17 protein-coding genes are annotated in these 23,391 nt (G+C 71.4%); 14 read left to right on the top strand and 3 right to left on the bottom strand.

Features of this window, described 5'->3' with window-relative positions; all coding sequences use genetic code 11:
• Nucleotides 1–13 precede the first annotated feature (13 nt).
• From sbnB to DMA15_RS28435, 11 genes are all read left to right on the top strand, one after another.
• Nucleotides 14–1,021, top strand: a complete 1,008-nt coding sequence (gene sbnB / locus DMA15_RS28385; RefSeq protein ID WP_125515574.1) for a 2,3-diaminopropionate biosynthesis protein SbnB — start codon at nt 14–16, stop codon at nt 1,019–1,021.
• 71 nt (nt 1,022–1,092) lie between these two features.
• Nucleotides 1,093–2,358 (top strand): CoF synthetase, encoded by a 1,266-nt coding sequence (locus DMA15_RS28390; RefSeq protein ID WP_125515575.1) that lies wholly within the window; start codon nt 1,093–1,095, stop codon nt 2,356–2,358.
• A gap of 7 nt (nt 2,359–2,365) precedes the next feature.
• Nucleotides 2,366–4,204 (top strand): asparagine synthase (glutamine-hydrolyzing), encoded by a 1,839-nt coding sequence (gene asnB / locus DMA15_RS28395; protein ID WP_125515576.1) that lies wholly within the window; start codon nt 2,366–2,368, stop codon nt 4,202–4,204.
• A gap of 60 nt (nt 4,205–4,264) precedes the next feature.
• Nucleotides 4,265–5,611, top strand: coding sequence for an ATP-grasp domain-containing protein (locus tag DMA15_RS28400; RefSeq protein WP_125515577.1), 1,347 nt, complete (start codon nt 4,265–4,267; stop codon nt 5,609–5,611).
• Nucleotides 5,612–5,614: 3 nt separating this feature from the next.
• The gene (locus tag DMA15_RS28405) at nt 5,615–6,952 is read left to right on the top strand and encodes an MFS transporter (RefSeq protein WP_125515578.1); all 1,338 of its coding nucleotides are present in this window, start codon (nt 5,615–5,617) and stop codon (nt 6,950–6,952) included.
• Nucleotides 6,953–7,257: 305 nt separating this feature from the next.
• Entirely contained in the window at nt 7,258–8,517 is a 1,260-nt protein-coding gene (locus DMA15_RS28410; protein WP_240659965.1) for a DegT/DnrJ/EryC1/StrS family aminotransferase, read from the top strand.
• On the top strand, nt 8,514–9,380 hold the full coding sequence (locus DMA15_RS28415; RefSeq protein WP_240659966.1) for an HAD-IIB family hydrolase: 867 nt from the start codon (nt 8,514–8,516) through the stop codon (nt 9,378–9,380). Before DMA15_RS28410 ends, DMA15_RS28415 begins: the two co-directional genes overlap by 4 nt.
• A gap of 35 nt (nt 9,381–9,415) precedes the next feature.
• Nucleotides 9,416–10,462 (top strand): Gfo/Idh/MocA family oxidoreductase, encoded by a 1,047-nt coding sequence (locus tag DMA15_RS28420; RefSeq protein WP_240659968.1) that lies wholly within the window; start codon nt 9,416–9,418, stop codon nt 10,460–10,462.
• Nucleotides 10,463–10,560: 98 nt separating this feature from the next.
• Nucleotides 10,561–11,820 carry an MFS transporter gene (locus DMA15_RS28425; RefSeq protein WP_240659970.1) on the top strand — a complete coding sequence of 420 codons (1,260 nt, stop codon included), beginning with the start codon at nt 10,561–10,563 and terminating at the stop codon, nt 11,818–11,820.
• Between the two features lie 125 nt (nt 11,821–11,945).
• Complete coding sequence (locus DMA15_RS28430) at nt 11,946–13,121, top strand: spore photoproduct lyase family protein (RefSeq protein WP_125515580.1); 1,176 nt, start codon at nt 11,946–11,948, stop codon at nt 13,119–13,121.
• Between the two features lie 180 nt (nt 13,122–13,301).
• The gene (locus DMA15_RS28435; protein ID WP_125515581.1) at nt 13,302–13,706 is read left to right on the top strand and encodes a hypothetical protein; all 405 of its coding nucleotides are present in this window, start codon (nt 13,302–13,304) and stop codon (nt 13,704–13,706) included.
• Nucleotides 13,707–13,710: 4 nt separating this feature from the next.
• Here the strand turns inward: DMA15_RS28435 and DMA15_RS28440 are convergent, their stop codons facing one another.
• The gene (locus DMA15_RS28440) at nt 13,711–16,839 is read right to left on the bottom strand and encodes an amidohydrolase family protein (RefSeq protein WP_125515582.1); all 3,129 of its coding nucleotides are present in this window, start codon (nt 16,837–16,839) and stop codon (nt 13,711–13,713) included.
• A 241-nt stretch (nt 16,840–17,080) separates the two neighbouring features.
• Between DMA15_RS28440 and DMA15_RS28445 the strand changes: the two genes are divergently transcribed.
• Nucleotides 17,081–19,897: an ABC transporter substrate-binding protein gene (locus DMA15_RS28445; RefSeq protein ID WP_125515583.1), complete on the top strand. Its 2,817-nt coding sequence runs from the start codon at nt 17,081–17,083 to the stop codon at nt 19,895–19,897.
• A gap of 140 nt (nt 19,898–20,037) precedes the next feature.
• Nucleotides 20,038–22,110 (top strand): SpoIIE family protein phosphatase, encoded by a 2,073-nt coding sequence (locus DMA15_RS28450; RefSeq protein ID WP_240660277.1) that lies wholly within the window; start codon nt 20,038–20,040, stop codon nt 22,108–22,110.
• 1 nt (nt 22,111) lies between these two features.
• Here DMA15_RS28450 and DMA15_RS28455 read toward each other — a convergent pair whose 3' ends face one another.
• Nucleotides 22,112–22,546: a spore germination protein GerW family protein gene (locus DMA15_RS28455; protein WP_125515585.1), complete on the bottom strand. Its 435-nt coding sequence runs from the start codon at nt 22,544–22,546 to the stop codon at nt 22,112–22,114.
• Between the two features lie 295 nt (nt 22,547–22,841).
• On the opposite strand from DMA15_RS28455, the gene DMA15_RS28460 reads away from it, so the two are divergent.
• Complete coding sequence (locus DMA15_RS28460) at nt 22,842–23,030, top strand: hypothetical protein (RefSeq protein WP_125515586.1); 189 nt, start codon at nt 22,842–22,844, stop codon at nt 23,028–23,030.
• 113 nt (nt 23,031–23,143) lie between these two features.
• On the opposite strand, the gene DMA15_RS28465 is transcribed toward DMA15_RS28460, so the two are convergent.
• On the bottom strand, nt 23,144–23,344 hold the full coding sequence (locus tag DMA15_RS28465) for a hypothetical protein (protein WP_125518051.1): 201 nt from the start codon (nt 23,342–23,344) through the stop codon (nt 23,144–23,146).
• Nucleotides 23,345–23,391 lie beyond the last annotated feature (47 nt).

The following is a 23,391-nucleotide window of genomic DNA, read 5'->3' on the forward strand; positions in this document are numbered from 1 at the left end:
ACTGGTGACAGCAATGTTTGATTTTCACGTAGTCAGCGGCTCGACGATCCGCTCCCTTGTCGCGGAATCGCGCTCCGAGATCGTCGCGACGGTGCGCGACACCTACCTCACGCACCACGACAAGCAGTCCGTCAATCCCAACAGTTACTTCCTGCGGTTCCCCGAGAAGCCCGATTCACGGATCATCGCCCTGCCCGCCTATCTCGGCGGCGAATACGGCGTGGCCGGGATCAAGTGGATAGCCAGCTTCCCCGGCAACATCGAGCGCAACATCCCGCGCGCGTCGGCGACGCTGCTGCTCAACGACTACGAGACCGGTTATCCGTTCGCGTGCCTGGAGGCCTCCCAGATCAGCGCCGCCCGTACCGCCGCCTCGGCGGTCGTGGGCGCGGAGCAGCTGGTCGGCGGCCGCTCCGCTCAGCGCGTCGCGGTGATCGGCGCCGGGGTCATCGCCCGTAACATCCTGGAGTTCTTCCAGGCGCAGGAGTGGTCGGTCGACCGCTTCGTCGTGCACGACCGGTCGCCCGAGTACGGCGAGCGGCTCAAGCAGCACATCATCGGCCTGGGATACGACGCCGACCGCGAGGACTCCTTCGACCGTGCCGTGAAGGGCGCGGACATCGTCGTATTCGCCACGACGGCCGGCGAGCCCTGGGTGACCGAACCGGGAACCTTCACCCCTGGACAGACGGTCCTCAACATCTCTCTGCGCGACATAGGCCCCCACATCGTCGCCGGGGCACAGAACATCCTCGACGACGTGGACCACTGCATGACGGCCAACACCTCTCCGCACCTGGCCGAGCAGGAATTCGGGCACCGCGACTTCATCGACGGCACCGTGGCCCAGATGATCCGCGGCGAGGTCGAGGCGGCCGCCGACAAGCCCAGGATCTTCTCCCCCTTCGGGCTCGGCGTGCTCGACCTCGCCGTCGGCCTTCAGGTCTACCGCCGGGCCGTCGAAGGCGGGCAGGCGGTGAGCGTGCCGGGCTTCTTCGGCGAGACCGAGCGCTGGTCGTGAGACGCACGTGCCGCCCCGCACCCCGGCCCACCGCCGGGGCCACCCGCAACTCTGGGAAGTAGTAAGACCCCTTGAACACTGATCCCGCCGCCGCGTCCCCCCAGTGGGCCGGCGACCACTCGACCGACCTGCTCCGCCTCTCCGAGGAGTACGCCCACCGCTTCCCCTGGTACGGCCAACTCCTCGAAGCGCAGGGCGTCCGCGGCACAGGGCGCCTGCACGACCTGCCCATCGTCGACCACGAGGTGCTGACGCGGCACTACTACACCGCCGGGCACGAAGACCTCCCCGACGCGTTCACCTACCTCACGTCCGGCACCAGCAGCGGCCTGCGCAAGCGCATCCTCTACAGCCCGGCGGACGAGGTCGCCTACACGGCGCAGCGCAAGGAACTGTTCCAGGACTTCGTCGGTGACCTTCCGGCCGGCTCGGTGGCCGTCGCGGATCTGGGAACGGGCCACGCCGCGGCCGCCGCCCGCCACATCTTCGAGGAAATGGGCTTCGCCGCCCACGACATCGAATTCCAGCGGCCGCTCGAGGACCACGTGGAGCTGCTCAACTCGTGGCAGCCCGACGTGCTCTTCACCATGCCGATGATCCTCGACCGGCTCATGCAGACACCCGGCGAGCTGCGCATCAGCCCCCGCAAGATCATGGTCGTGGGCGACCTCGCCACGGCCAACTGGCGCCGTCTCGTGGCGGAGTACTTCGGCATACAGGTCGCGGACGTACTCGACGTCTACGGCAGCATCGAGATCGGTGCCATCGCGTACCTCTGCGCGGACACCGGCCTCTACCACTTCCACGACCACATCCTGCCCGAGGTCATCCATCCCGGAGAGCTGTACGGGGAGGCGCCCGCGGCCGGAGCGTCGGCGCCCCGGACGGAGAGCGGTGCGCTGCTGCTGACCTCCTTCACGCGCTCCTACTTCCCGGCTCTGCGCTATGTGACCGGTGACCTGATCAGCGGCTTGCGCGTCATCGACCACCAGGGCCGCCGCGTCCACGCCTTCGAGCGCATCGACGGCCGGCTCGGGGGTGACTTCAAGCACGGCGAGCGCGTCAGCAGCCACGACATCTGCCAGGCCATGGCGGTGGTCTTCCCGGGCGCCGCCTTCGAGGTCGCCGACGACGACGGGCTGGTCATCCGGGTCGTCGCCGAGGAGATCCTCGACGACCAGCTGGCCGCCGTGCGCAAACTCCTGATGGAGGCGGCCCCGGACGTCGCCCAGATGATCACCTCCGGCATGGTCGGCGAGATCGGCGTCCGGGCCATCGCCCCCGACGAGATGAAGTCCCCGCACGCCAAGCGCCGTTTCAACATCAAGGAGCGGTGAGAAGCACATGTGTGGCATCGCCGGTACGGCGACTTTCGGTCTGACCCCTCCCCTGGAACGGTTCCCCTCGGCCGCCTGCGCCGCCATGGCCCACCGCGGGCCGGACGAGGAGGGTTACCACCACGACAGCCAGGCCGCGTTCGGTATGTGCCGGCTCAAGGTGATCGGCCTCGGTGACGGCTCCCAGCCGGTCTACTCCGAGGACCGCGGCATCGTCTGCGTGTTCAACGGCGAGATCTACAACCACCAGGCGCTGCGCGAACTGCTCGCCAGGCGCGGAAGGCGGGTGCGGGGCGGCAGTGACGCGCACGTACTTCCGCTCCTCTACGACGAGTTGGGCGAGGACTTCGTCAGCGAGCTGCACGGCATGTTCGCGCTCGCCGTGTACGACACCCGCACGCGCAAGCTCCTGCTGGCCACCGACCGCGTCGGCAAGAAGCCGCTCTTCTACAGCCGGCTCGCCGACGGCACCGTGGCCTTCGCCTCCGAGATGGCCGCGCTGCTGGAGCATCCGGGCATCGAGCGGACGGTCGACCCGGTCGCCGTCGACCAGTATCTGAGCTACCGGGTCGTCCCCGGCCCGCACACCATCTACCAGCGGGTGCGCAAGGCGGAGCCGGGCACCGTGCTCACCTTCGAGGCCGGGCAGCCGGAGAAGGCGCGCCGGTACTGGCAGTTCGACTTCCACGACGATCTGGCGGACATGAGCGGTCCGGAGGCCGTGGACCGGATCGACGCGTTGCTGCAGGAGGCGGTCGCCGACCGGCTGGAGTCGGAGGTGCCGCTGGGCGCGATGCTCAGCGGCGGGCTCGACTCCAGCCTCGTCGTGGCGATGGCCTCGCGCCGGCTCGGCCGACGCATGCACACCTTCTCGGTGGGGTTCGAGCATGCCGCGTTCGACGAGTCGGTGTACGCGCGCCAGGTCGCCGAGCACTGCGGCAGCGATCACCACACGTACCGCATCGGCGCGAGTGACGCCCGCCAGGCCGTCGACCACATCCTCACGCACGTGGGGGAGCCGTACGCCTTCCCGTCCGCCATCGCGGCCCACTGCATGTACCGGCTGGCCCGCCAGTACGTCACCGTCGTGCTGACCGGCGACGGCTCCGACGAGATCTTCTGCGGCTACAACCGCTACAAGATCTTCCAGCAACTCCCCGGCATCGCCCCCGAGTCCGCCGCCAAGGTCGACGCCGAGGCGCTCGCCGCCGGGGACGGCGGTATCGCCGATCGCTACCAGGCCGTCCTCGTGGACGGGGTACGGGGCGGCATCAAGGACCGCCTCTACAGCGGGGCCTTCAAGGCGACGCTGCCGGAGTACCCGTACAACCACCTGCGCGACCGCTTCGCCCGCACCGACCCGAGCACGGCGGAGTTGAGCCGCGTCATGCAGGTGGACTGCGGGTTCTGGCTTCCGGACGCCCAGCTGGTGAAGATCGACCGGATGGCCATGGCCCACTCCGTCGAGCCGCGCAGCCCCTTCCTCGACCACCGTCTGATCGACTTCGTCACCCGGCTTCCGGCCTCGGCGAACCTGGTCAACGGCAACGAGAAGGCGCTGCTGAAGCAGGTCGCCGCGCGCTGGCTGCCGCACTCGGTGCTCAGTCGGCGCAAACAGGAACTCGCCGTCCCCCTGGAGGGATGGCTCGGCACGGAACTGCGGGAGACCATCCAGTCCGCGCTGCTGTCGGAGTCCTCCCTCGACCGCGGCTACTTCGCACCCGACGCGCTGCGCGCGTTCGCCACGGAGTTCCGCCCCGAGAACACGTACGCGCTGTGGACGCTCTACATGCTGGAGCGCTGGCACCAGCTGCACACGGACGGCCGCCACCCCGAAACGTCCTGAAGCACCTGAAGTGCCGTGAAGCACCTGAAGCACCCTGAAGCAAGGAACATGCTCCCCCCGATGAAGACCGCTGATTCCGCCCCGCCCGCTGTCGTCGTCCTGACCGACCTCGTCGTCTTCTGCCGCCATCTCGACCTGATCGCGGAGATCGAGAGCCGTGGCCTCACGCCCTTGTTCCTCTTCGGCCCGGAGACCCCCGCCGACCGGCTCGCCCTGCACCGCGGCGACCCGCGCCACCCCCTCTCGCGGGTGGCGCGGGCCGTCCATGTCGACGACTGCGAGCTGGACACCCTGCTCGCGGGCGTACGGACATACCTGACCGACTATCGCGTGCAAGCCGTCCTCAACTGCGGGGAGGTCTTCGTCGAACCGGCCGGCGCCCTCGCGGAGGTCCTCGGCCTTCCCGGCCCCGGCGCGCACGCCGCACGGGTCTGCCGCCACAAGGTGCTCCAGCGCCTGGCCGCGCCGGAGCTGGCGCCGCACTGGGCCATGCTGGGCCGGGCGGGGCAGGCGGCGGCGGTGGCGGACGAGTGGCAGGACTTCCCCGCCGTGCTGAAGCCGGCCGGACGCATGTCGAGCTCCGGAGTACGGTCCGTGGCCGACTCCGCCGAACTCCGCGCCGAGCTGGCGCAGTACCCGCCGGACGAGATGCTGCTGCTCGAAGAGCGCGTCCGCGGCGCGGAGTTCTCCGTGGAGACGCTGGTGTACGAGGGTGAAGTGCTCTGGTCCGGCATCACGGGCAAGAACACGAACGAGGACGGCACCCGCTACTTCACCGAGACCGGCCACACCTCGCCCGCGCCGGGCCTGTCGGCCGCCGAGGAGGACCGGCTCCTGGCGGCCAACGCCTCGCTGCTGCGGTCCATCGGTTTCCGTACGGGCATCAGCCACGCCGAATTCCGGCTGAGCGGCGAGGGCGTCGCCCTGATGGAGGTCGCGGCCCGGCCGCCCGGCGACGCCATCACCAAGCTGTGGCACCTCGCCACCGGCAGCCCTCTCGAACCGGCGCTCCTCGATCTCGCGCTCGGAGAGCGGCCCACCGTCCCCGCCCCTCGACGCCGGGCCCGGCAGGTCTACCTCGAACACCCCTCCGGTGTGCTGAGCGACGTGACGTGCGCTGAGGACGTGCCCGTGTCGTGGGTGACCACGGATGGCGCCTGGCCCCGGTTCACGCCGGTGGAGCCGGATGCCCCCGCGCGGCTTGTCGCCGTGATCGTCACACGGGAAGCGGGGCAGCAGCTCGGGCAGTGGAGCGATTCCGGCGGGCGGGCGGTGTCCGTCGTCGTCGACGGGCCGCTCGACGAGGACCTGCAAGGTGCGGCGGAACGCCTGGCGAAGGCCGTGCACATCAGCACGGGTGACAGGGGCGACGGCACGGATGGCGCCGATGGTCGCGTCGGCGCGTAATCGATGACCCAGAACCTCTCCCCGAAGCAGTCCCCGCACCTCACCCCGAACAGGACGCTGCTCTCGAAGCTGGGCCTGCCGGACCTCTCCGGCAACGCCCGCTTCGTCGCCGCCAACATCATCGACAGTCTGGCCGGCGGACTCGTCATCGCGTTCCTGGTCGTCTACTTCGCCAGAACCACCTCGCTGTCGCTGGTGGAGGTGGGGGCCTGCCTCACCCTGGGGCACGCGATCGCCCTTCCCGTTCCGGCGCTGGCGGGCTGGCTGTTGGACCGGGTCGGCCCCCGGACCGTGGTGGCCTCGGGAAACCTCGTCTCGGCGCTCGGCTTCGTATGCCTGTTCTTCGCCGAGTCGGCCTGGCAGATCGTCGTCACGCAGTGCGTGGTCCAGACGGGTGCGGCGATGTACTGGACGTCGAGCAGCGCACTGGTCACCCTCGTCGCCCGCGACGACGACCGCACGCGCTGGTTCGGGTTCTTCAGGGCACTGCGCAACGTGGGCATCGGGTTCGGCGGCGCGATCGCGGCGCTGGCCATGGCGATGGCGAGCACCACCGGGTTGAAGGCCGTAGTGGCGGTCCAAGCGGTGAGCTATCTGCTGGCGGCGTGGCTGCTGCGCGGCTGGCGTCCGAACCGCGCGGAGGTCGCCGGGCACCACGGCGAGCGTCCGGAGGGCGGGGTCGGCGGGGTCGGCGAGGGTGGCGGGCACGGCAGGGACGGCGCAGACCCGCCCGCGCCCCGCGCCGCCGCCCGCTACGCCACGGTCCTGCGCGACGGCGCCTATATGCGGCTGGTCGCCGCCAACCTCTCCTTCGTCCTGGCCTCCATGGTCCTGAGCGTGCTGCTCGGGATCTACGCCACGGACAGCCTGGGCGCGGGCGCCTGGGTGGGCGGTGTGCTGATCACACTCAACACCGTGCTGGTGGCGACCACGCAGACCCTCGCCACCCGCTGGATCGAACGGCACCGGTCGACCCGGGTGATCGTCCTCGCCTGCCTGGTCAACGCCGTCGCCTTCGGCGTCTTCGCCGCCCTCTCGCTCATCCCCGTCCGGGTCGTGCCGGCAGGACTGCTCGTCGCCGTCGTCATCTACACGCTCGCCGAGGTCCTCGGCTCCCCGCCCATGGGGGAGTTGAGTGTGTACATGGCCCCTGAGCACGCCCGCGGCCGCTATCTCGGCGTCTACCAGCTCTCGTGGTCGCTCGGCGGAGCCGTCGCCCCGGTGGTGCTCACGTCCCTGCTCTCCCTGGGGCCTGCCTGGCCCTGGCTCTTCCTCGCGGCTCTCAGCCTGCTCGCGGCCCCGCTGGTGCTGAGCCTGGAGCCCCGGCCCGCGCGGTCCTGAACGCGTAAGAAGGCCGTTAATCATTCGGCATTCATGGCACGGGAATCGCGCGGTTGAAATCCTGGTGAACACAGAAGTCCAGCTAACCAATCACGTTAAGCAACCATCGCTGTACCCGCGCCACGAAGTCGGCCATCGTGGATGACGTGACGGATCTGAACCGCGCCGCCCGCACTCAAGGGCGGTTGTCTCCCAGCGAGGTGGAACTCTTGTCCATGGAAAAAGACCAGGCGGCTGTTGCCGGACGAACGCTCACCGGAGACAGCGCAAGCATTCACGAACTCGCGCAGGGGGTGTTAGACGGTGTGCCCTTACGATTCCGGGTCCGGGAAACCCTCGCCAATCAAGAGCTGGCGAAGACTCTGGAAGCGCTGCGGCATTCCGAAAGTGATACGTCTGTCCTGAGAACTCTTTTCCCCGGCTCCCTGGACACCACCGGTGTCGCCTTCCTGCCGAAGGACCGCCTTCTGTCACCCGAGGAGAAGAGCGCGGCGGCGACCGCCTTCGCCGGTGTCCTGGACAGCGGCGATTTCACCAGCGGCCCGGCCGTCGATTCCTTCGAGGGCGCGCTGAGCGAGTTCCTCGGTGCCGCGCACACCGTCGCCACCGGCAGCGGAACCGACGCCCTGATCATCGCGCTGCGTGCCGTCGGCGTCGGACCGGGCGACCAAGTGATCCTTCCGGCGAACAGTTTCGCCGCCACCGAGAACGCGGTCTTCGCGTGCGGCGCCGAACCGGTCCTCGCCGACGTCACCCTGCCGGACGGAAACCTGGACCCCGCTTCGGTGGAAGAGCACATCACCGCACGCACCGCCGCGATCCTCCCGGTCCACCTCTATGGCCGCCTCGCCGACATGGCGGGCCTGCGAGCGGTCGCCGACCGGCACCGGCTCGGCCTCGTCGAGGACGCCTGCCAGGCGATCGGGGTGACCGGCGTCGGACAGTACTCCGACGCCGCGGTCCTCAGCTTCAACCCGTACAAGAACTTCGGGCTCTGCGGAAAGTCCGGGGCCGTCGTCACCGGCTCCGCCGAGATCGCCGAGCGCTGCCGTGTGCTGAGCTACCACGGATTCGTCCCGGGCCAGAAGAACATCAAGTGCGAGACGTTCGGCCTCAACTCGCGGATCGACAACACGATGGCCGCCATCGGCCTGGCACTGCTTCCCTGGCTGAGCCTGCGCGCTCTGCGGCGGACCTGCCTCGCGAAGCGCTACATCGACGCGCTGAGCCCTCTGGCGCGGCAACTCCCCCTCGACGTACCGACGTTCGTGCCCGACCACGCCTGGCACCTCTTCCCCCTCGTCTTCCACGAGGACGGGCTGCGGGACACCGTACGGACCCGGGTGAGCCGGTCGAGCGGGGTGGAGACGGATGTGTACTACCCCGTCCTCACGCACCAGCACGAGACCCCGCTGCGCGAGAAGCTCTTCGGTGGCGTCTCCCTGCCCCGGACCGAACAGCTGAACGCCCACGTACTGCACCTGCCGCTGCACGCGGGCATGTCGCTCGGAGAGCAGGACCGGGTGATCGACGCGCTGCACGACGCGCTGCGGGCGCAGACGTGACCGGGCCCGATGTGCTGCTCGGCGTCGGGTCGGCCGGTCCGACGCACCTGCCGCCCCCGGCGTCGGTCCGCTTCGCCGCGTTCTCCGACTTCGACGAGACCTACCTCGCGCACGCCGCGACCTCCGAGCAGCGCTCCCACCTCACGGCCCTGGAGCACTTCCTCCTCGATGCCAGAGAGCGCCACCAACTGCTTTTCGGCTGGGTCACGGGCAGTTCTCTCGCCTCCGTCCAGAAGAAGATGGAACGGTGCGGCGCGCGCGTACTCCCGCATTTCGTCGCCAGCTCCCTCGGCACGGAACTCACCTTCTTCAGGAACGGTTTCCCCGAGCCCGATCCGCAGTGGCAGGAACAACTGGAGGAGAGTGGGTTCAGCAAGGCCAAGGTGGAGCGGATCGTCGAGCGGCTCGCCGGAAACGGGGTCACGCTCTTCCCGCAGAACAACGGGAACTCCACGGAGTTCATGGAGAACTACTACTTCCGCTCGCTCGGGGACCAGCGGCGGGACGCGGAAGCGCTGGACCGGGTGCGGGTCCTGGCGAAGGAAGAGGGTCTCGGCCTCAACATCAGCCGCTGCAACCCGGCCACCGGTGACCCCGCCGACTGTTACGACGTCGACTTCACCCCGCCGACCTGCGGAAAACGCAACGTCGTGCAGCACATTTGCAACCGATTCGGCGTCGACCCGCAACACACCTTCGCCTTCGGGGACAGCGGGAACGACCTCGAAATGCTGCGCGCCGTACGGCACGGCACTCTGGTGGGCAATTGCACGCCGGAGGCCAGGGCGAATTTCCCGCGGGTGTCGGAGCACGACTACGCCCAGGCCATCCTCACCTCGTTCCGCCACCACCTCGGCCACTGACCGCCCCGCCCTCACTCGAACGGAAAGGCACCCCAGTGAACATAGGAGTCATCGGCGCCGGGAACATCGCGAAGATGCATCTGCGCGCGATCGCCACCGTGCCCGAAGCCGCGGCGGTCGGCGTGTACGACCTGGACCCCGGCAAGGCACAGGAGACGGCCGACCGCTTCGGCTGCCGCGCCTTCGCCTCCACCGCCGAGATGTACCGGCACGTCGACGCCGTCATCGTCGCCTCCCCCAACCACACCCACGCCGACTACGCCGAAGAGGCACTGCGGAACGGCAAGCACGTCCTGTGCGAGAAGCCGATGACGACGACGGTGGCCGAGGCGGAGCGGGTCACCAGACTCGCCGAGGCCAGCGGCCTGGTCTGCGCCATGGGCTTCAACTACCGCTTCCTGGACGTGATCCAGGAGATCGGCCTGCTCATCGACCGCGGTGACCTGGGCCCGGTCCTCTTCGCCCAAGTGAGCCTGAAGCGCGGCAGCGCGCTGACCCGCACCCACTTCACCTGGCGCGACAGCGATCTGGGCAGGTCGACCAGCGGCTCCCTCGGCGACCTGGGCGTACACCTGATCGACATGCTGCACCATCTGCTGAAAAGCCCGGTCGACAGCGACACATGCCGCGTCAAGCTCCAGATCAATGTGCCGCAGAAGGAGGGGCGTGAGGTCAAGGTCGACGATTACGCCTTCGTGAGCGGCAACCTGGAGAACGGGGTGGGCTTCAACCTCATCACCTCCAAGTCCTCGCCGCCGGACGAACTGGGGTTCTCCCTCAGCATCATCGGCACCCACAAGGAGCTGTCGTACCACTCCAGTGACGGTTCCGTGTACTACCTCAAGTCCCGAGTGGCCTGGGAACAGGGGACGTTCGAGCGCGGCGAACACCTCGCCGACCCGCCAGGGGAGATCGCGGGATGGGGGGACACCTTCCACCACCAGATGCGGGAGTGGACCCATGCCGTCACACACGGCCGTTCGAAGGGCCCGCTGGCCGGTTTCGGCGACGGCATGCGGACCCAGCAGGTCCTGAACCGCCTGCTGTCGAACGAACAGCAGCCCGCGCTCATCGGCCGGTGAAGAAATGACCGGCGGCCGGCCACCGAACATCCGGTGCCGGTCGCCGGCCGCCGGCAGGGACGGGGACGTATCCGATGAGAGATGGCAAGGAGCCCGCTGTGTCCGAGCCCAAGACGAGCACGGCACCTACCCGAGAGGCCGCCGAACCACCGCCGCTCTTCAGCCCGTTCGCAGTCGTGGCGTCGTGCGTGGGGTTCGTGCTGATCGGCGCCTTGCAGGCTCTCTACGGCCCGGCGATCCCGGCCTTCCGCGAGAACTTCGGCCTCTCCCCGTCCGCGGCCGGGCTCGGGCTGAGCGCGCACTTCATCGGCGGAGTGGCGGGGGTACTGCTCCTCAATCGGGTGCACGGGCGGTGGGGCAACCGGGCCCTGCTCAGTACGTCGTACCTGCTGATGGCGGCGGGCGGCCTCGGCCTCGCCCTCGCCCCCAACTGGCCCCTGGCGCTGGCCGGTGCAGCGGTGACGGGCCTTGGCTTCGGCGGTATCGACTACGGCCTCAACCAGCTCTTCGCGGTCGGCTTCGGCCGCCGGAGCCCGGCGATGCTCAACGTCATCGGGGCCTTCTACGGCATCGGCGCGGTGGGCGCTCCGGGGCTGATCGCCCTGCTCGGCCCGGAGAACTACCCCGCGATCTTCATCGGCTTCGCGATCCTCTCCGCGATCCTGATGACGACTCTGGGCGGGGTCCGCGAGGGCGAACGGCCGGGGGGCGGCCCGGCGCCCGAGGGCAGCGACAACGACGCCTCCTCCCGCCGAGCCGCAGAGCCTGCTGACGCCCCTGACCCGCCGCAGCTTCTGCGCGCCCGCCCCCTCCCGATCATCATGGTGTTCATCGCGCTGTACGTGCTGATGGTGGCGGTGGAGACCGGAGTCGGCGGCTGGGAGCCGACCCACCTGGAGTCCATCGGCCACAGCGCGAGCACCGCCGCCACGGCGACCTCGGCGTTCTGGCTGATGGTGACCGCGGGGCGGTTCCTGGTCATACCGCTGACGCTGCGCTGGCCGGTGGAGAAGATCATGGTGGTGAGCTGCGCAGGGATGACGGGCTGTCTGCTGCTGGCCCTGGTCCCGCCGGTCGCGCCCTACGCCTACGCGGGCGTGGGCCTGTTCCACGCGCCGATCTTCCCGGTCGGACTGCCGTGGCTCTCCCGCGCCGTGCCACGCGCGCAGCGGGCGGGCGCGTACGTGATCGCGGCGTCCATGATCGGCGGAGTGGCCGCCGCGCCGGTGCTCGGCAAGGGCATCGAGTGGGCGGGCGTCTCCACGGTGCCGCTGCTGATGACGGTGCCGGCGGCGGGGTGTCTGATCGCTACGTGGTGGTTGATACGGGCGACTCGGCCGTCCGCGTCGGCGGCGTGAAGACGCGGGCCCGCCGGAATGCGACGGGCTCCGAGAAGCGGGAGAGTGAAGGACGAGGTGCTCCGGGGGCCGAGCGACGGGCGGACGTAACGCGGTCGGGGCGGCAGCGACAACAGGGATGGCAAGTGGATCAGCCAGCGGCGGGAACCACCCCGGGAGAGCCCGAGCAGCAAGCGCTCTTCGGGTGGGCGGACACCGCGCCCGCGCGGGCCGCGCACGGGGCGTTCCGGGACACTCCCCGGGCGAGGCGGATGCTGGACGTGCGGGAGGTCTACGCGGAGCCCGCCGCCCTGGACTCACCACGCGGCCAGCAGATCATGGCCCGGCTGCCGGGAGTGCGCGTGACCGAGGTGGCCAACCACTGGCGTATCCCCTCCTTGCACGGGAACGAAGGCAATGTCGAGCGGTGGGTCCGCGTCAAGACCGAGACGCTTGTGCTCGGGATCAAGCGGCAGCTCGTGACGCGGCCCAACGGCAGGTCGGCCGACTGGATCGCTCCGGGCCCCTCCAACGGATGCGCGATGTCCTGCGCCTACTGCTACGTCCCCCGCCGCAAGGGATACGCCAACCCCATCACCCTGTTCACCAACATCGAGGCGATCGTCTCCCACATCCGGCGCCACGTGAGGGCCCAGGGGCCCAAGACGGAACCCAACCAGTGCGACCCCCACTCGTGGGTCTACGACATCGGCGAGAACGGCGACTGCTCCGTCGACGCCCTGGTCAGCGACAACACGGCGGATCTCGTCGCCGCCTTCCGCGGGATGCCGACGGCGAAGGCGTCCTTCGCCACCAAGTTCGTCAATCCGGACCTGCTCGCCCTCGACCCCCGAGGCCGCACACGGGTGCGCTTCTCCGTCATGCCGCCCGACGACGCCCGGCTGCTGGACATCCGCACCAGCCCGGTCGCCGACCGGATCGCCGCAGCCGCCGACTTCCTCGACGCCGGCTATGAGGTCCACTTCAACCTCTCGCCCGTCGTCCTGCGGCCCGGGTGGGAACGGAGCTGGGCGGAGCTGCTCACGCACCTCGACGACGTGCTGCCCGCCCGAGTGAAGGAGCAGGCCGCGGCCGAGGTCATCATGCTGACGCACAACCAGGCGCTCCACGAGGTCAATCTCGGGTGGCACCCCCGCGCCGAGGAAGCGCTGTGGCAGCCGGACATCCAGGAGCCGAAGCGTTCGCGGAACGGCGCCCTCAACGTGCGCTACGCCCTTGAGGTCAAGCAGGAGTCCCTGACGCGGCTGCGGCGACTGCTCGCGGAGCACGCGCCATGGCTACGGGTCAGATACGCCTTCTGACACGCACCGAGCTTGCCGCGCCGGGCGTCCACGGAGGCCCGCGCGCGAACCCCGGAACGTACGACAAAAGGGTGATCATCACACCCACCGCCTCCAGGATGGGCCGTCGGCCGCCGATGAAAGGGGTCCGTGCCCGTGGGCCTCCCCGGGCATCGACTTCCGATCGGCGAAGAGGAAACCATGACTGTCAACGCACACCGCGTCGTAGGCATCGCCGCCCCGTTCGTCCTGGCGCTGGCCGCCCTCGTCGTGCCGGCGCAGGCCGCCGCCGGGTCCCAGCAGGGCGGGCGGAACTGTCAGGCCATCGACTCCTACGCCCCCAACAAGGACGAGGAGCACACCGTCGCCATCGCCGACGGGCGCGCCTACGCCGGTGCCTGGGACAAGAAGGCCAAGAACATCGTGTGGCAGGAGCTGTCCGACAACAAGGGCTACCCCGCGCGCGCCTGCGACATCACCCTCAGCGAGCAGGGGGAGAAGGTCTGGATCAAGGCCATCACCACGGGCGGGCAGGTGCACGAGACGTCCTGCACGAGCCCCGGCAAGAAGCTCATCTGCGACAAGCGCTGGACCCGCCTGCGCTGACGAGCTAGTCGCGAGCGGCGGCCCGGGGCGCCGGGGGGTGGACGCCGGTCAGGTCGCGTGGGCGGTGAGGGATGCCGTCGCGCAGGACCAGCGTGGTCTTGATCAGGGTGCTGAAGTCGGTGAAGGGGTCTCCGTCGATGACCGTGAGGTCGGCGAGCCGGCCCGGCTGGACGGTGCCGAGATCCCTGTGGCGGCCGAACAGCCGGGCGGGCGTGGCGGTGACGGTCCGCAGGGCCTGGGCGGGTGTGAAGCCGTGGGCGTGCAGGGCGCGCAGGCCGAGGTGCAGGGAGAGACCGGCGGGGACGAGAGGGGCGTCGGTGCCCAGGGCGAGGGCGGCGCCGCCCTCGGCGAGCCGGCGGTAGTTGCCCATCTCGGTCGCCAGCGCCTGCCGTTGGCGCGGGGTGGGCGGCGTACCGGCGCGTTCGCGGACGGCTGCCACGTCCCAGGGCGGCATGAGGCTCCGTACGCGGGCGTCGTCGGCCAGGACCGGATCGTCGGCGAGCAGGGCCTGTGCCGTGAACGGGGTGGCGATCAGGCCGAAGGCGCCGTCGGCGTACTGCTGGACGACATCCTGGTGGACGTGGCCGAGCGGTGTGGTGGCATGCCCGTGCGGCAGGCGCTGGGTGGCCTGCAGATGGGTCGTCAGATCCTGGCCCGCCGCGCGGCCGGGGGCGCACAGGTGGCTGCCGCAGGGCACACCGAGGCGGTGGGCGACCTCGGCGGCGCGCGCCATGAAGTCGCCGGGGGCGCGGACGTAGGTCTTGACGAAGTCGACGTCCAGGGCGGCGACGCGCCGCAGGGTGCGTTCGAGGCCCGCCCGGGTGCGGTGGGCGCGGCCCATGCTGTAGGCGGTGCGGGAGCCGTCGATCAGTTCGGCGCAGGCGAGCAGGCGCGGGCCCGTGCTGTGGCCCGAGGCGAAGGATTCGCGCAGCCGGACGGCTTCGTACAGCGAGGCTCCCAGGCAGACGGTGGTGGTGATGCCGTAGGCGAGAGCGGTGAGGCTGTGGCGTGCGCCGTACGTGGCGCTGTAGGGGTGGGTGTGGCTGTCGATCAGGCCGGGGACGACGGTCTGTCCGGAGACGTCGATGGTGCGGTGGCCCGGACGGCGGGGCCGGTGCGGTTCGACGGCGGTGATGCGGCCGTCGTCGATCAGGATGTCGACGTCATGGCGCGGCTCGGGGCCGGTGGCGTCCCAGAGCTGGCCCGCGTGGATCCGCAGCCGCCGTGCCCCGGGCGTGGTGCGCCGCACGGTCAGCGAGGTGGGCAGTGTGCGGGGACGCAGTGCCTCCGGGTCGTCGTCCAGGGAGAGCAGGCGCAGCCGTCCTTCGGAGAGGTACAGGAGCCGGCGGGACTCGCGGGCCCAGCTGGGGTGGTCGGCGGGTTCCTCGGTGAGCCGGCGGGCGGGCCCGGCCGGGGTGCCGTCGGGGGCGACGGGCAGCAGCCACAGGGCCGACTCGGCGACCAGCGCCATGTGGCGGCCGTCGGGGGACCAGACGGGCCCGGCGGCCGCCCGGTCCGAAAGCGACTGGTGCGCGGCGGGCAGATGGCGCCGGTCGGTGCCGGTGCGGGTGTCGATGACCCGGATGAGGTGGTAGCCCTCGCGGAAGCGGCGGTTGAGCCGGTTGCGGTCGCAGAAGGCGAGGTACCGGCCGTCGGGTGACCAGGTGGGCGCCCCCGGCGGGCCGTCCGTGGCGAGCGGGCGGGCGAGTACCCGCTCGGAGCTGGTGGCGAGGTCGTGCAGGAGCAGGTTGCCGTTGACGTCCTGACAGGCCAGCAGGGAGCCGTCCGGCGACAGCGCCGGGTGCAGCCGCCCGCCACCGGTGACCGGCTCGTCGTCCCCGCCTTCGAGGTGCGGGCGCCGCACGGCCGTCAGCCCGCCCCCGCCTTCGAGGTGCAGGCGCCGCACGGCCGTCAGCCCGTCCCGGTCGGTGCAGTACAGCAGGGAGCGTCCGTCCGGTGCCCACGCGGGCATCTGCACCTGGTGTACGGGCTCGGCCTGGAGGAGCTTGCGGGGTGTGCCGCCGACGGGCATCAGCCACAGCGCGTTGAGGGCGACGAACGCCACCTGGCGCCCGTCGGGGGAGAGGGCGGGGAGGTGGATGCCGCGCACCGGCGCGGGGGAGGCCGGATCGAGTGGGCGTCGCCCGGCCCTTCGGCGGGGCGAGGGCACGGGCATCCGCGCGTCGAAGGCGACTTCCTCGACGGGGGAGGGGTGGGCCAGGGTGCGGATGCGGATACGCCCGTCGGCCAGGTACAGCAGCCGGTCCTCACCCAGCCAGCAGGGCGGGGCCGCCGCCAAGTCCTCCCCGGCCGCGACGGCATGACCGTCGACCAGCAGTGTCGCGCGGTCGGGAGGCAGGGAGGGCGCATCACCGGCACCGGTCAGGTGCAGATAGGCGACCCGGCCCGCGGGGGAGACCGAGGGGCACAGCAGGCGGCCGGACGTCACCGTGCGCAGCACGCGCGCCGGACCGCCGTCGACCGGTACGCGGACCAGGGCCCTGCCGCCGTCCGTGCCCCCGCTCGGAGTGTGGGCGGCGCGGACGCACACCAGGGAGCGGCCGTCCGGCCACCAGGCGGGTTCGAGGTCCTCGAAGGGGCCCTCGGTCAGCCGCCGTGGCCGGGGATCGTCCACGTCGAGGACGCACAGGCCCAGGGAGCCGCCGGTCACCGGGTCGCCGCCGCGCTCGGAGGAGAACGCCAGGCGGGTGCCGTCGGGGGACCAGGCGACCCAGCGGTCGTCCCACGGGCCGGTGGTCAGCTGCCGCAGGCCGGTGCCGTCGGGGCGCATCAGCCACAGGTGGAAGACGCCTCCCCGGTAGCCGCACAGCGCCACCGCCCCACCGTCGGGGGAGAGCGCCGGGGCGGACGCCTCCAGGTCCCAGTCCGTCAGCCGGACGGCGGGCCCGCCCCGCCGGGGCACCCGCCACAGCACCCCCTGCGCTTCGACGATCAGGAGGTGACCATCACACGTGACCGAGCCGCCGGTGACCTCCCGGTAGCGCAGCACACCCTTCCCACCGGCCGGAACGGCGGCCTCCGCGGGCGGAGCGGTCACCGGGACCGCGGTCGCGGTCAGCCCCGCGACGGAGGACAGCAGGAAGCCGCGGCGGCTGACGGATGCGAAGTCCAACCCGGACCCCTTCCCGAAGGCGGACCCCAGGAGGCCCGCTGTGGAATCGCGCGCTCGGTCGTGGCCGCGCCGGTCACAGAATGGCAGCGGTACGTGGCCGCGCCAGTCAAAGAATGGCAGCGGTACGCCGTCCCACGGGCCCCGGCTCGCACAACAGCCGCCCCCCGGCAGTAAATTGTGCGACGACCACAGGCAGGCACGTCCTGTCGGCGGGGAGTCGGGGGAATCGGGGGAGGCAAGGATGCAGGGCACGGTCCTGGACGGCCGGTACACGCTCGTGGAGCGGATCGGCGCGGGCGGTATGGGCGAGGTGTGGCGCGCCGAGGACTCGCGGCTGCGGCGGCGCGTCGCCGTCAAGGTCCTCAGCACGCCGCGCGGGACGACACCGGCCGAGGCGGAACGCTTCCTCGCCATGTTCGTGCGGGAGGCGCGGGCCGCCGCGGCGCTCGACAGCTCGTACATCGTGCCGGTCTTCGACCACGGGTCGGCCGACGGAGTCCCGTACCTGGTGATGCCGCTGCTGACCGGCCGTACCGTGGGGGAGTTGGTCCTGGAGACGGGACGCCTGGCGCCCGAGCGGGTCGCCGTGATCTCCGCGCAGGTCTGCCGGGCCCTGGCCACCGCGCACCGGGCGGGCATCGTCCACCGGGACATCAAACCGGCGAACGTGATGGTCACGGACGAGGGCACGGTCAAGGTCCTCGACTTCGGCATCGCCAAGTTCCTCGACGCCACCACCACGGCCGGATATCTGACGGGCACGACCGACGCGCCCGTCGGCACCCTGCGGTACATGGCGCCGGAGCGCTTCACGCGCGGCGCGGACGACGGCCGCTGCGACGTGTACTCGCTCGGCTGCATGGTGCACGAACTCCTCACCGGTACGCCGCCGTTCGACGCGGACTCCGTCGCCGCGCTGATGCACGGCCATGTGTACGAGACCCCGGAGCCGCCGTCGGCGCGCCACCCCGGGCTCGCCCCCGGGTGGGACGCCCTCGTCGGCCGCATGCTGGCGAAGCAGCCTGGCGCCCGGCCCGACGCGCAGGAGGCGGGGGACGCCCTGGAGACCCTGAGCACTCGCGACGCACCCGCACCGGCCGCCCCGGCCTCGCCCGCGCCCGGCGGGCCCGCGACCTCCTACTCCCTGGCGCCGCCCCTTCCCCCGAAGCCGCAGCTCCCCCCGTCGCAGACCCTGCCCTCGCAGATCCCGCCGCCGCAGGCCCCGCCGCCACCGGCGCCGGCACCCCTCGGTGTCTTCGGCAGCCCCGCGCCGCCGCCCCGCCGTTCGCGGGCGAAGGTCTGGGGCGTGAGCGCGGTCGTGGCGGTGGCCGCGGGCGCCCTGGTGACGACCATTACGGTGTTCGACCCGTTCGGGGGCGGTTCCGAGGGCAAGGGCGGCTCCGCGGGCCAGGCCGGGGACGGCTCCCGCGGCGACAACGTCATCCAGGGCGACAAGGTGGCGAAGTCCGCGACCCAGAACCTCACCGTGGGCACCGCGGCCGACTCCAAAGGCCCCGCACCGGCCGTCAGAGGCGCGCGCGAGGGAGGCAGGATCACCGTTCTCGAACCGAACGAGTTCGCCTCGCTCGACCCCGGCCTGATGTGGCCCGGCAGCGCCGACCAACAGCTCGCCCGCCTCGTGCACCGCGGGCTCACCACGTTCAAGACCGGCGAAGGCGGAGCGGTGAAGGTCGTCGGCGACCTCGCCGAGGACGCGGGCCGCACGACGAACGGCCGTGACTGGACCTTCAAGCTCAAGAGCGGGCTCACCTACAACGACGGCACACCCGTGCGCTCCCGCGACTTCCGGAACGCCATCGAGCGCACCTTCAGACCGGAGCTTGCAGGCGGCGACCAGACGCTGCGCACCTTCCTCTACGGAGTCAAGGGCGCCGCCGCCAAGTCCGCGAAGAAGAGCGCGATCGAGACACCCGACGACCGCACGATCGTCTTCCATCTCGCCGGCGCCCACCGCGACTTCAACGTCGTCCTCGCGGGACCGTCGGGAGCGCCCCTCCCGGAGGGGACCACCGGCGGCCCGAGCGGTTCCAAAGCGCCGCCGTCCACCGGCCCGTACCAGATCAGCGACCCCGCCGACCCCAAGGACCTCACCCTCACCCGCAACCCCCGCTGGCGCGCCGACACCGACCCGGTGCGCAGCGCCCGCCCCGACGGCTACCGCATCCAGACCGGCGTGCCGCTCCAGGAGATCCGGCACCGCATCGGCTCGGCCGCCGACGGCGAGGCGTTCATGACCTTCTCCGGCACCGACGACCCCGCCGGCATCCAGGGAGGGCCCGCGGGCCGCGCGAAATCCGTCAAGGCCGTCACCTGGCACGCGCAGTCGTACGTCATCAACACCGAGCGGGTGAAGGACGCCAACGTACGCAAGGCCATCGCCGCCACCCTGCCCCGCGACGACATCCTCAAGGCGAGCGGCGGGCAAGGGCGCCTCATCCCGCACCTGATGCCACCAGGAGTCCCCGGAAGCCCCGGTTTCGACCTCCCCTCCCCGGGCGACCGAGGCGACCCCACCAAGGCCCGGAAGTTCCTCCTGGAAGCGGATGAGATGGGATACCGCCTCACCCTCGCCCACCCGGCCACCCCGACCGACAAGAACCGCGCGGAGGTCGTCGAGGCGGGACTGGAGAGGGCCGGGTTCGAGGTGACGCGCAAGCAGGTGCCTGTCGCCACCTTCTGGAGCGACGCGGCGAAGGGCAAGTACGACATGTTCCGCATGGCCGTCGGCAGCGGCCTGCCCACCGCCTCCACCTACCTGCCCGACTACTTCGACGGACGTCACGCCCCGGAGAAGTCGAGCAATTACAGCCGGCTCGACGACAAGAAGGTGAACGAGGCGATCGACGCAGCCCACGCCGCCGGGGACCTCAAGGAGGCGGGCAAGCTGTGGTCCGAGGTGGACCGCCTGGTGACGGAGCAGGCGGCCGCCGTCCCGGTCTACGTCCCGGAGCGCACCTACCTCTACTCGCCGGCGCTGCGCGGCCTCCAGGTCGACATGTCCGGGCTCTCGCCGGTCAACGCGTACGTACGCCGCTGAGCGCCGCCTGCCGAGTGGTCCCGCCGCGCCCGGCCGTGAGGCGCGTGAGGCGCCCCGTCACCGGTTCGGAGAGATGATGGGACGGTGGGATCCAGCGGAGAGGGTGCCGGGTGAGTACGTCCGATGCGTTCCGGGCCGAGATCGGCGGGGCGGCGGACGCGGACCCGGCGGTCTCCGGCGGGCTGCTTGACGTGCTGAGCCTGGCCGCGGTGGTCCTCGACGACCGCGGGAAGATCGTGCTCTGGAGCCCGCAGGCCGAAGAACTGTTCGGTTACTCCGCCGACGAGGCGCTGGGGCACTTCGCCGGCCGGCTGCTGGTCGACGAGCGGCACCTGGACCTGGTCATCGACCTGTTCACCCGAGTGATGGAGAGCGGGCAGGGCTGGGCGGGCGGCTTCCCGGTCCGGCACAAGGACGGCAGCACACGCCTGGTGGAGTTCCGCAACATGCGGTTGCAGGACGACACGGGGGGCCGCTTCGCGCTGGGGATCGCCACCGACCAGGCGACCCTGCGCCGCGTGGAGCGGGACCTGGCGCTGTCCCTGCGGCTGATCTCCCAGTCGCCGATCGGGCTGGGGGTCATGGACACCCAGCTGCGGTTCGTGCTGGTCAATCCGGCGCTCGCGGGCATGACCGGCAGCCCCGCCCAGGACCGCACCGGGCCCGCCGCGGGGCAGACGCCGCCGTTTCTGCGGGGGGAGACCGCCCAGGCGCTGATGCGCGAGGTGCTGGCCACGGGGGTGCCGGCGCTGGACCGGTTCATGACCGGGGACACCCTGGACTTCACGGCCGGGGACGCCCTGGACGCTCCCGAGCGGGAGCACGCCTGGTCGGTCTCCTTCTACCGGCTGGGGGACCCCGCCGGGCGGGTGCTCGGTCTGGCCGTCTCCGTGGTGGACGTCACCGAGCAGCACCGGGCGGCCGCCGACGCCGCCCGGGCACGGCGCCGCCTGGCGCTGGTCGCCGACGCCTCGGTGCGGATCGGCACCACCCTCGATCTGGGGCAGACGGCCCGGGAGCTGGCCGGGGTGTGCGTGCCCGAGGTCGCCGACCTGGTCACGGTGGACATCCTCGACAGCGTCCTCCAGGGCCTTCGCGCCCCCGGGACGCCGACCGGTCCGGCCCGCTTTCGCGCACTGGCGGTCGTGGCGGCGTACCCCACTGAGGCCGCGCGGGCCCCGGACCCCGTCGGCGATCTCGTCGAGTACGCCGCCGACCGCCTGGTCACCCGCTGCGTCAACACCGGCCGCCCCGTCGTACGGGCGAAGGTGACCGGCCAGGACATGCGCCGCATCGCCCGCAACGACGAATCGGCCGCGGTGCTCGCCGCGGCCGGGGTCCACTCGTACGTCGTGCTGCCGCTGGTCGCCCGCGGTGAGGTGATCGGCGCCCTCGGCCTGATGCGGGCCCGCAACCCGGCGCCGTTCGACAAGGACGACGTCACGCTGGCCGGGGAGCTGGCGGCCCGCGCGGCCGTGTGCATCGACAACGCGCGCTGGTTCCAGAGCCAGCGCCATGCCGCGCTCGCCCTCCAGCGCAACCTGCTGCCGGACCGGCCCGCGCACCGCCCCGGCCTCGGCATCGCCCACCGCTACGAGCCGGCCGGCGCCACCAGCGAGGTGGGCGGCGACTGGTTCGACGTCATCCCGCTTCCGGCCGACAAGACCGCCCTGATCATCGGCGATGTCATGGGCAGCGGCATCGACGCCGCCGCCACCATGGGCCAGCTGCGCACCGCCACCCGGACCCTGGCCCAGCTCGACCTCGATCCCGCCCAGGTCCTCGGCCATCTCGACCAGGCGACCGCCGGCATGGACCACACGTTCACCACCTGCGTGTACGCCGTCCACGACCCGCACGGCCGGCGGTGCCGCATCTCGGTGGCCGGGCATCTGCCACCGGTCCTCATGCGACCGGGCAGCCCGCCGGAACTGCTCGACCTGCCCACCGGCGCCCCGCTCGGGGTGGGCGGGGTGCCCTTCCACACCACCACCCTCGACCTGGGCCCGGGCGATCAGCTGGTGCTGTACACCGACGGCCTGGTGGAGACCCGAGACCAGCCCCTCGACGAACGCTTCCGCTACCTGCTGTCCCTGCTCGCCGACGCGCCGCACGACCTGGAGGAGACCTGTGACCTCCTGCTGCGCGAGCTGCGCCACCCGGGCGACCACGACGACGTGGCCCTCCTGATCGCCCGGGGGACCGCCTGCTGACTCACCGGCCCGCGCGGCGCTGGGCGAGGAGGCGTACGAGCCGTGGAACGGCCGTCCCGGCCAGGAACGCGGCGAGCGGCAGGGCGGCGGTCAGCCAGGGGTGGGGGAGTGGCCGGTAGGTGGCGGTGCCGTTCTTGATCTCGATGAAGCCGCGGGGCCGGGCCCTGAAACCGCCCGCCCCGCCGATCTGGAGGGCCCCACTCGCATCGGCTCCGTCGGCCGGGAGGGGAGTGGGGCCGAGACCGAAGCCGCAACCGGACTCGGCGACGGGGATGACGGTGACGCCCTCGGCGGTGACGGCGTCGCCGAAGACGACCGTCCCCGCGGTCCGCTCGCCGATCTCCTCGACCAGTCGTTCCAACTGGGTTCGGTGGGCGTCGTCTTCGGTCGTGTGATCCGGCAGGTGGGCCGGGGCTGTTTCGTCCGGGGCGGTCACCAGGGTCTCCTCGGGAAGGCGGAGGGGGGCAACTCCAAGCCTAGCCGGGCGACTTGAGCCTCCCGTGCCGGGAGACGGGAGAGTGGGGCTCCGCCAACCGCCTCGTCGGCTTGGCGCTGAAGGTCGGCGTCTCGCTGTGGCCGTGCGCCCGCCGGTATCTCCGGAGGCGGATCGTTCCCTCTTCCCCGTACGGGTGATACGGGGCGTATCGGCTGGTGGGGTTGGGGAGTCACCGAGCGGCTCGGCGGCAGGCGCCGGGCCACCGGCAACACAGCCGAAGCGAAGGAGATGTCACATGCGCCGTACCGCCGCCGTCGTCCTCGGGGCCATCACCCTGCTGGGGGTCCTCGCCGTGCCCGCCAGCGCCGTCCCGGACCCGGTCGCGACCATCGACTGCGCGGTGCAGGACGTCACGGCGCTCGTCGACCCGACGGCCCTCGGGGTCCCCACCGAGATCCCGCTCACTACCTGCCTCGCGCCGTGAGCTGAACTCTCCCGCGTCGTCGGGCACTTGTGCGGCCGCCCGGGGGGACGGCTCCCGCCCAGGTGCCCGACGGCTGCGGGACCGCTACGCGGCGCGGGCGGTGGCACCGCCGGTCAGCCCCACCGGTAGCCGTCCCCGAAGTTGAGCGTGTGCTCCAGCACGTCCTCCATCGGGTCGTCGATCTGACCGGTGTGGATCAGCGCGACCACGGGCGCGTTGTGCGAGTTCTCGTGCGTCTCGTCGGCGTGAGCCGTGCCGGAGCACAGCACCGCCGGCGCGGTCGCCACCGCCGTGACGAGCACCCAACGGGACATCGTCTGCACCCAACCGCCGTTCACAGCAGCCTCCTTGGACCCGGGGC

The sequence above is a fragment of the Streptomyces sp. WAC 01529 genome (assembly GCF_003945545.1).
In the GTDB taxonomy this organism is placed as follows: domain Bacteria; phylum Actinomycetota; class Actinomycetes; order Streptomycetales; family Streptomycetaceae; genus Streptomyces; species Streptomyces anatolicus.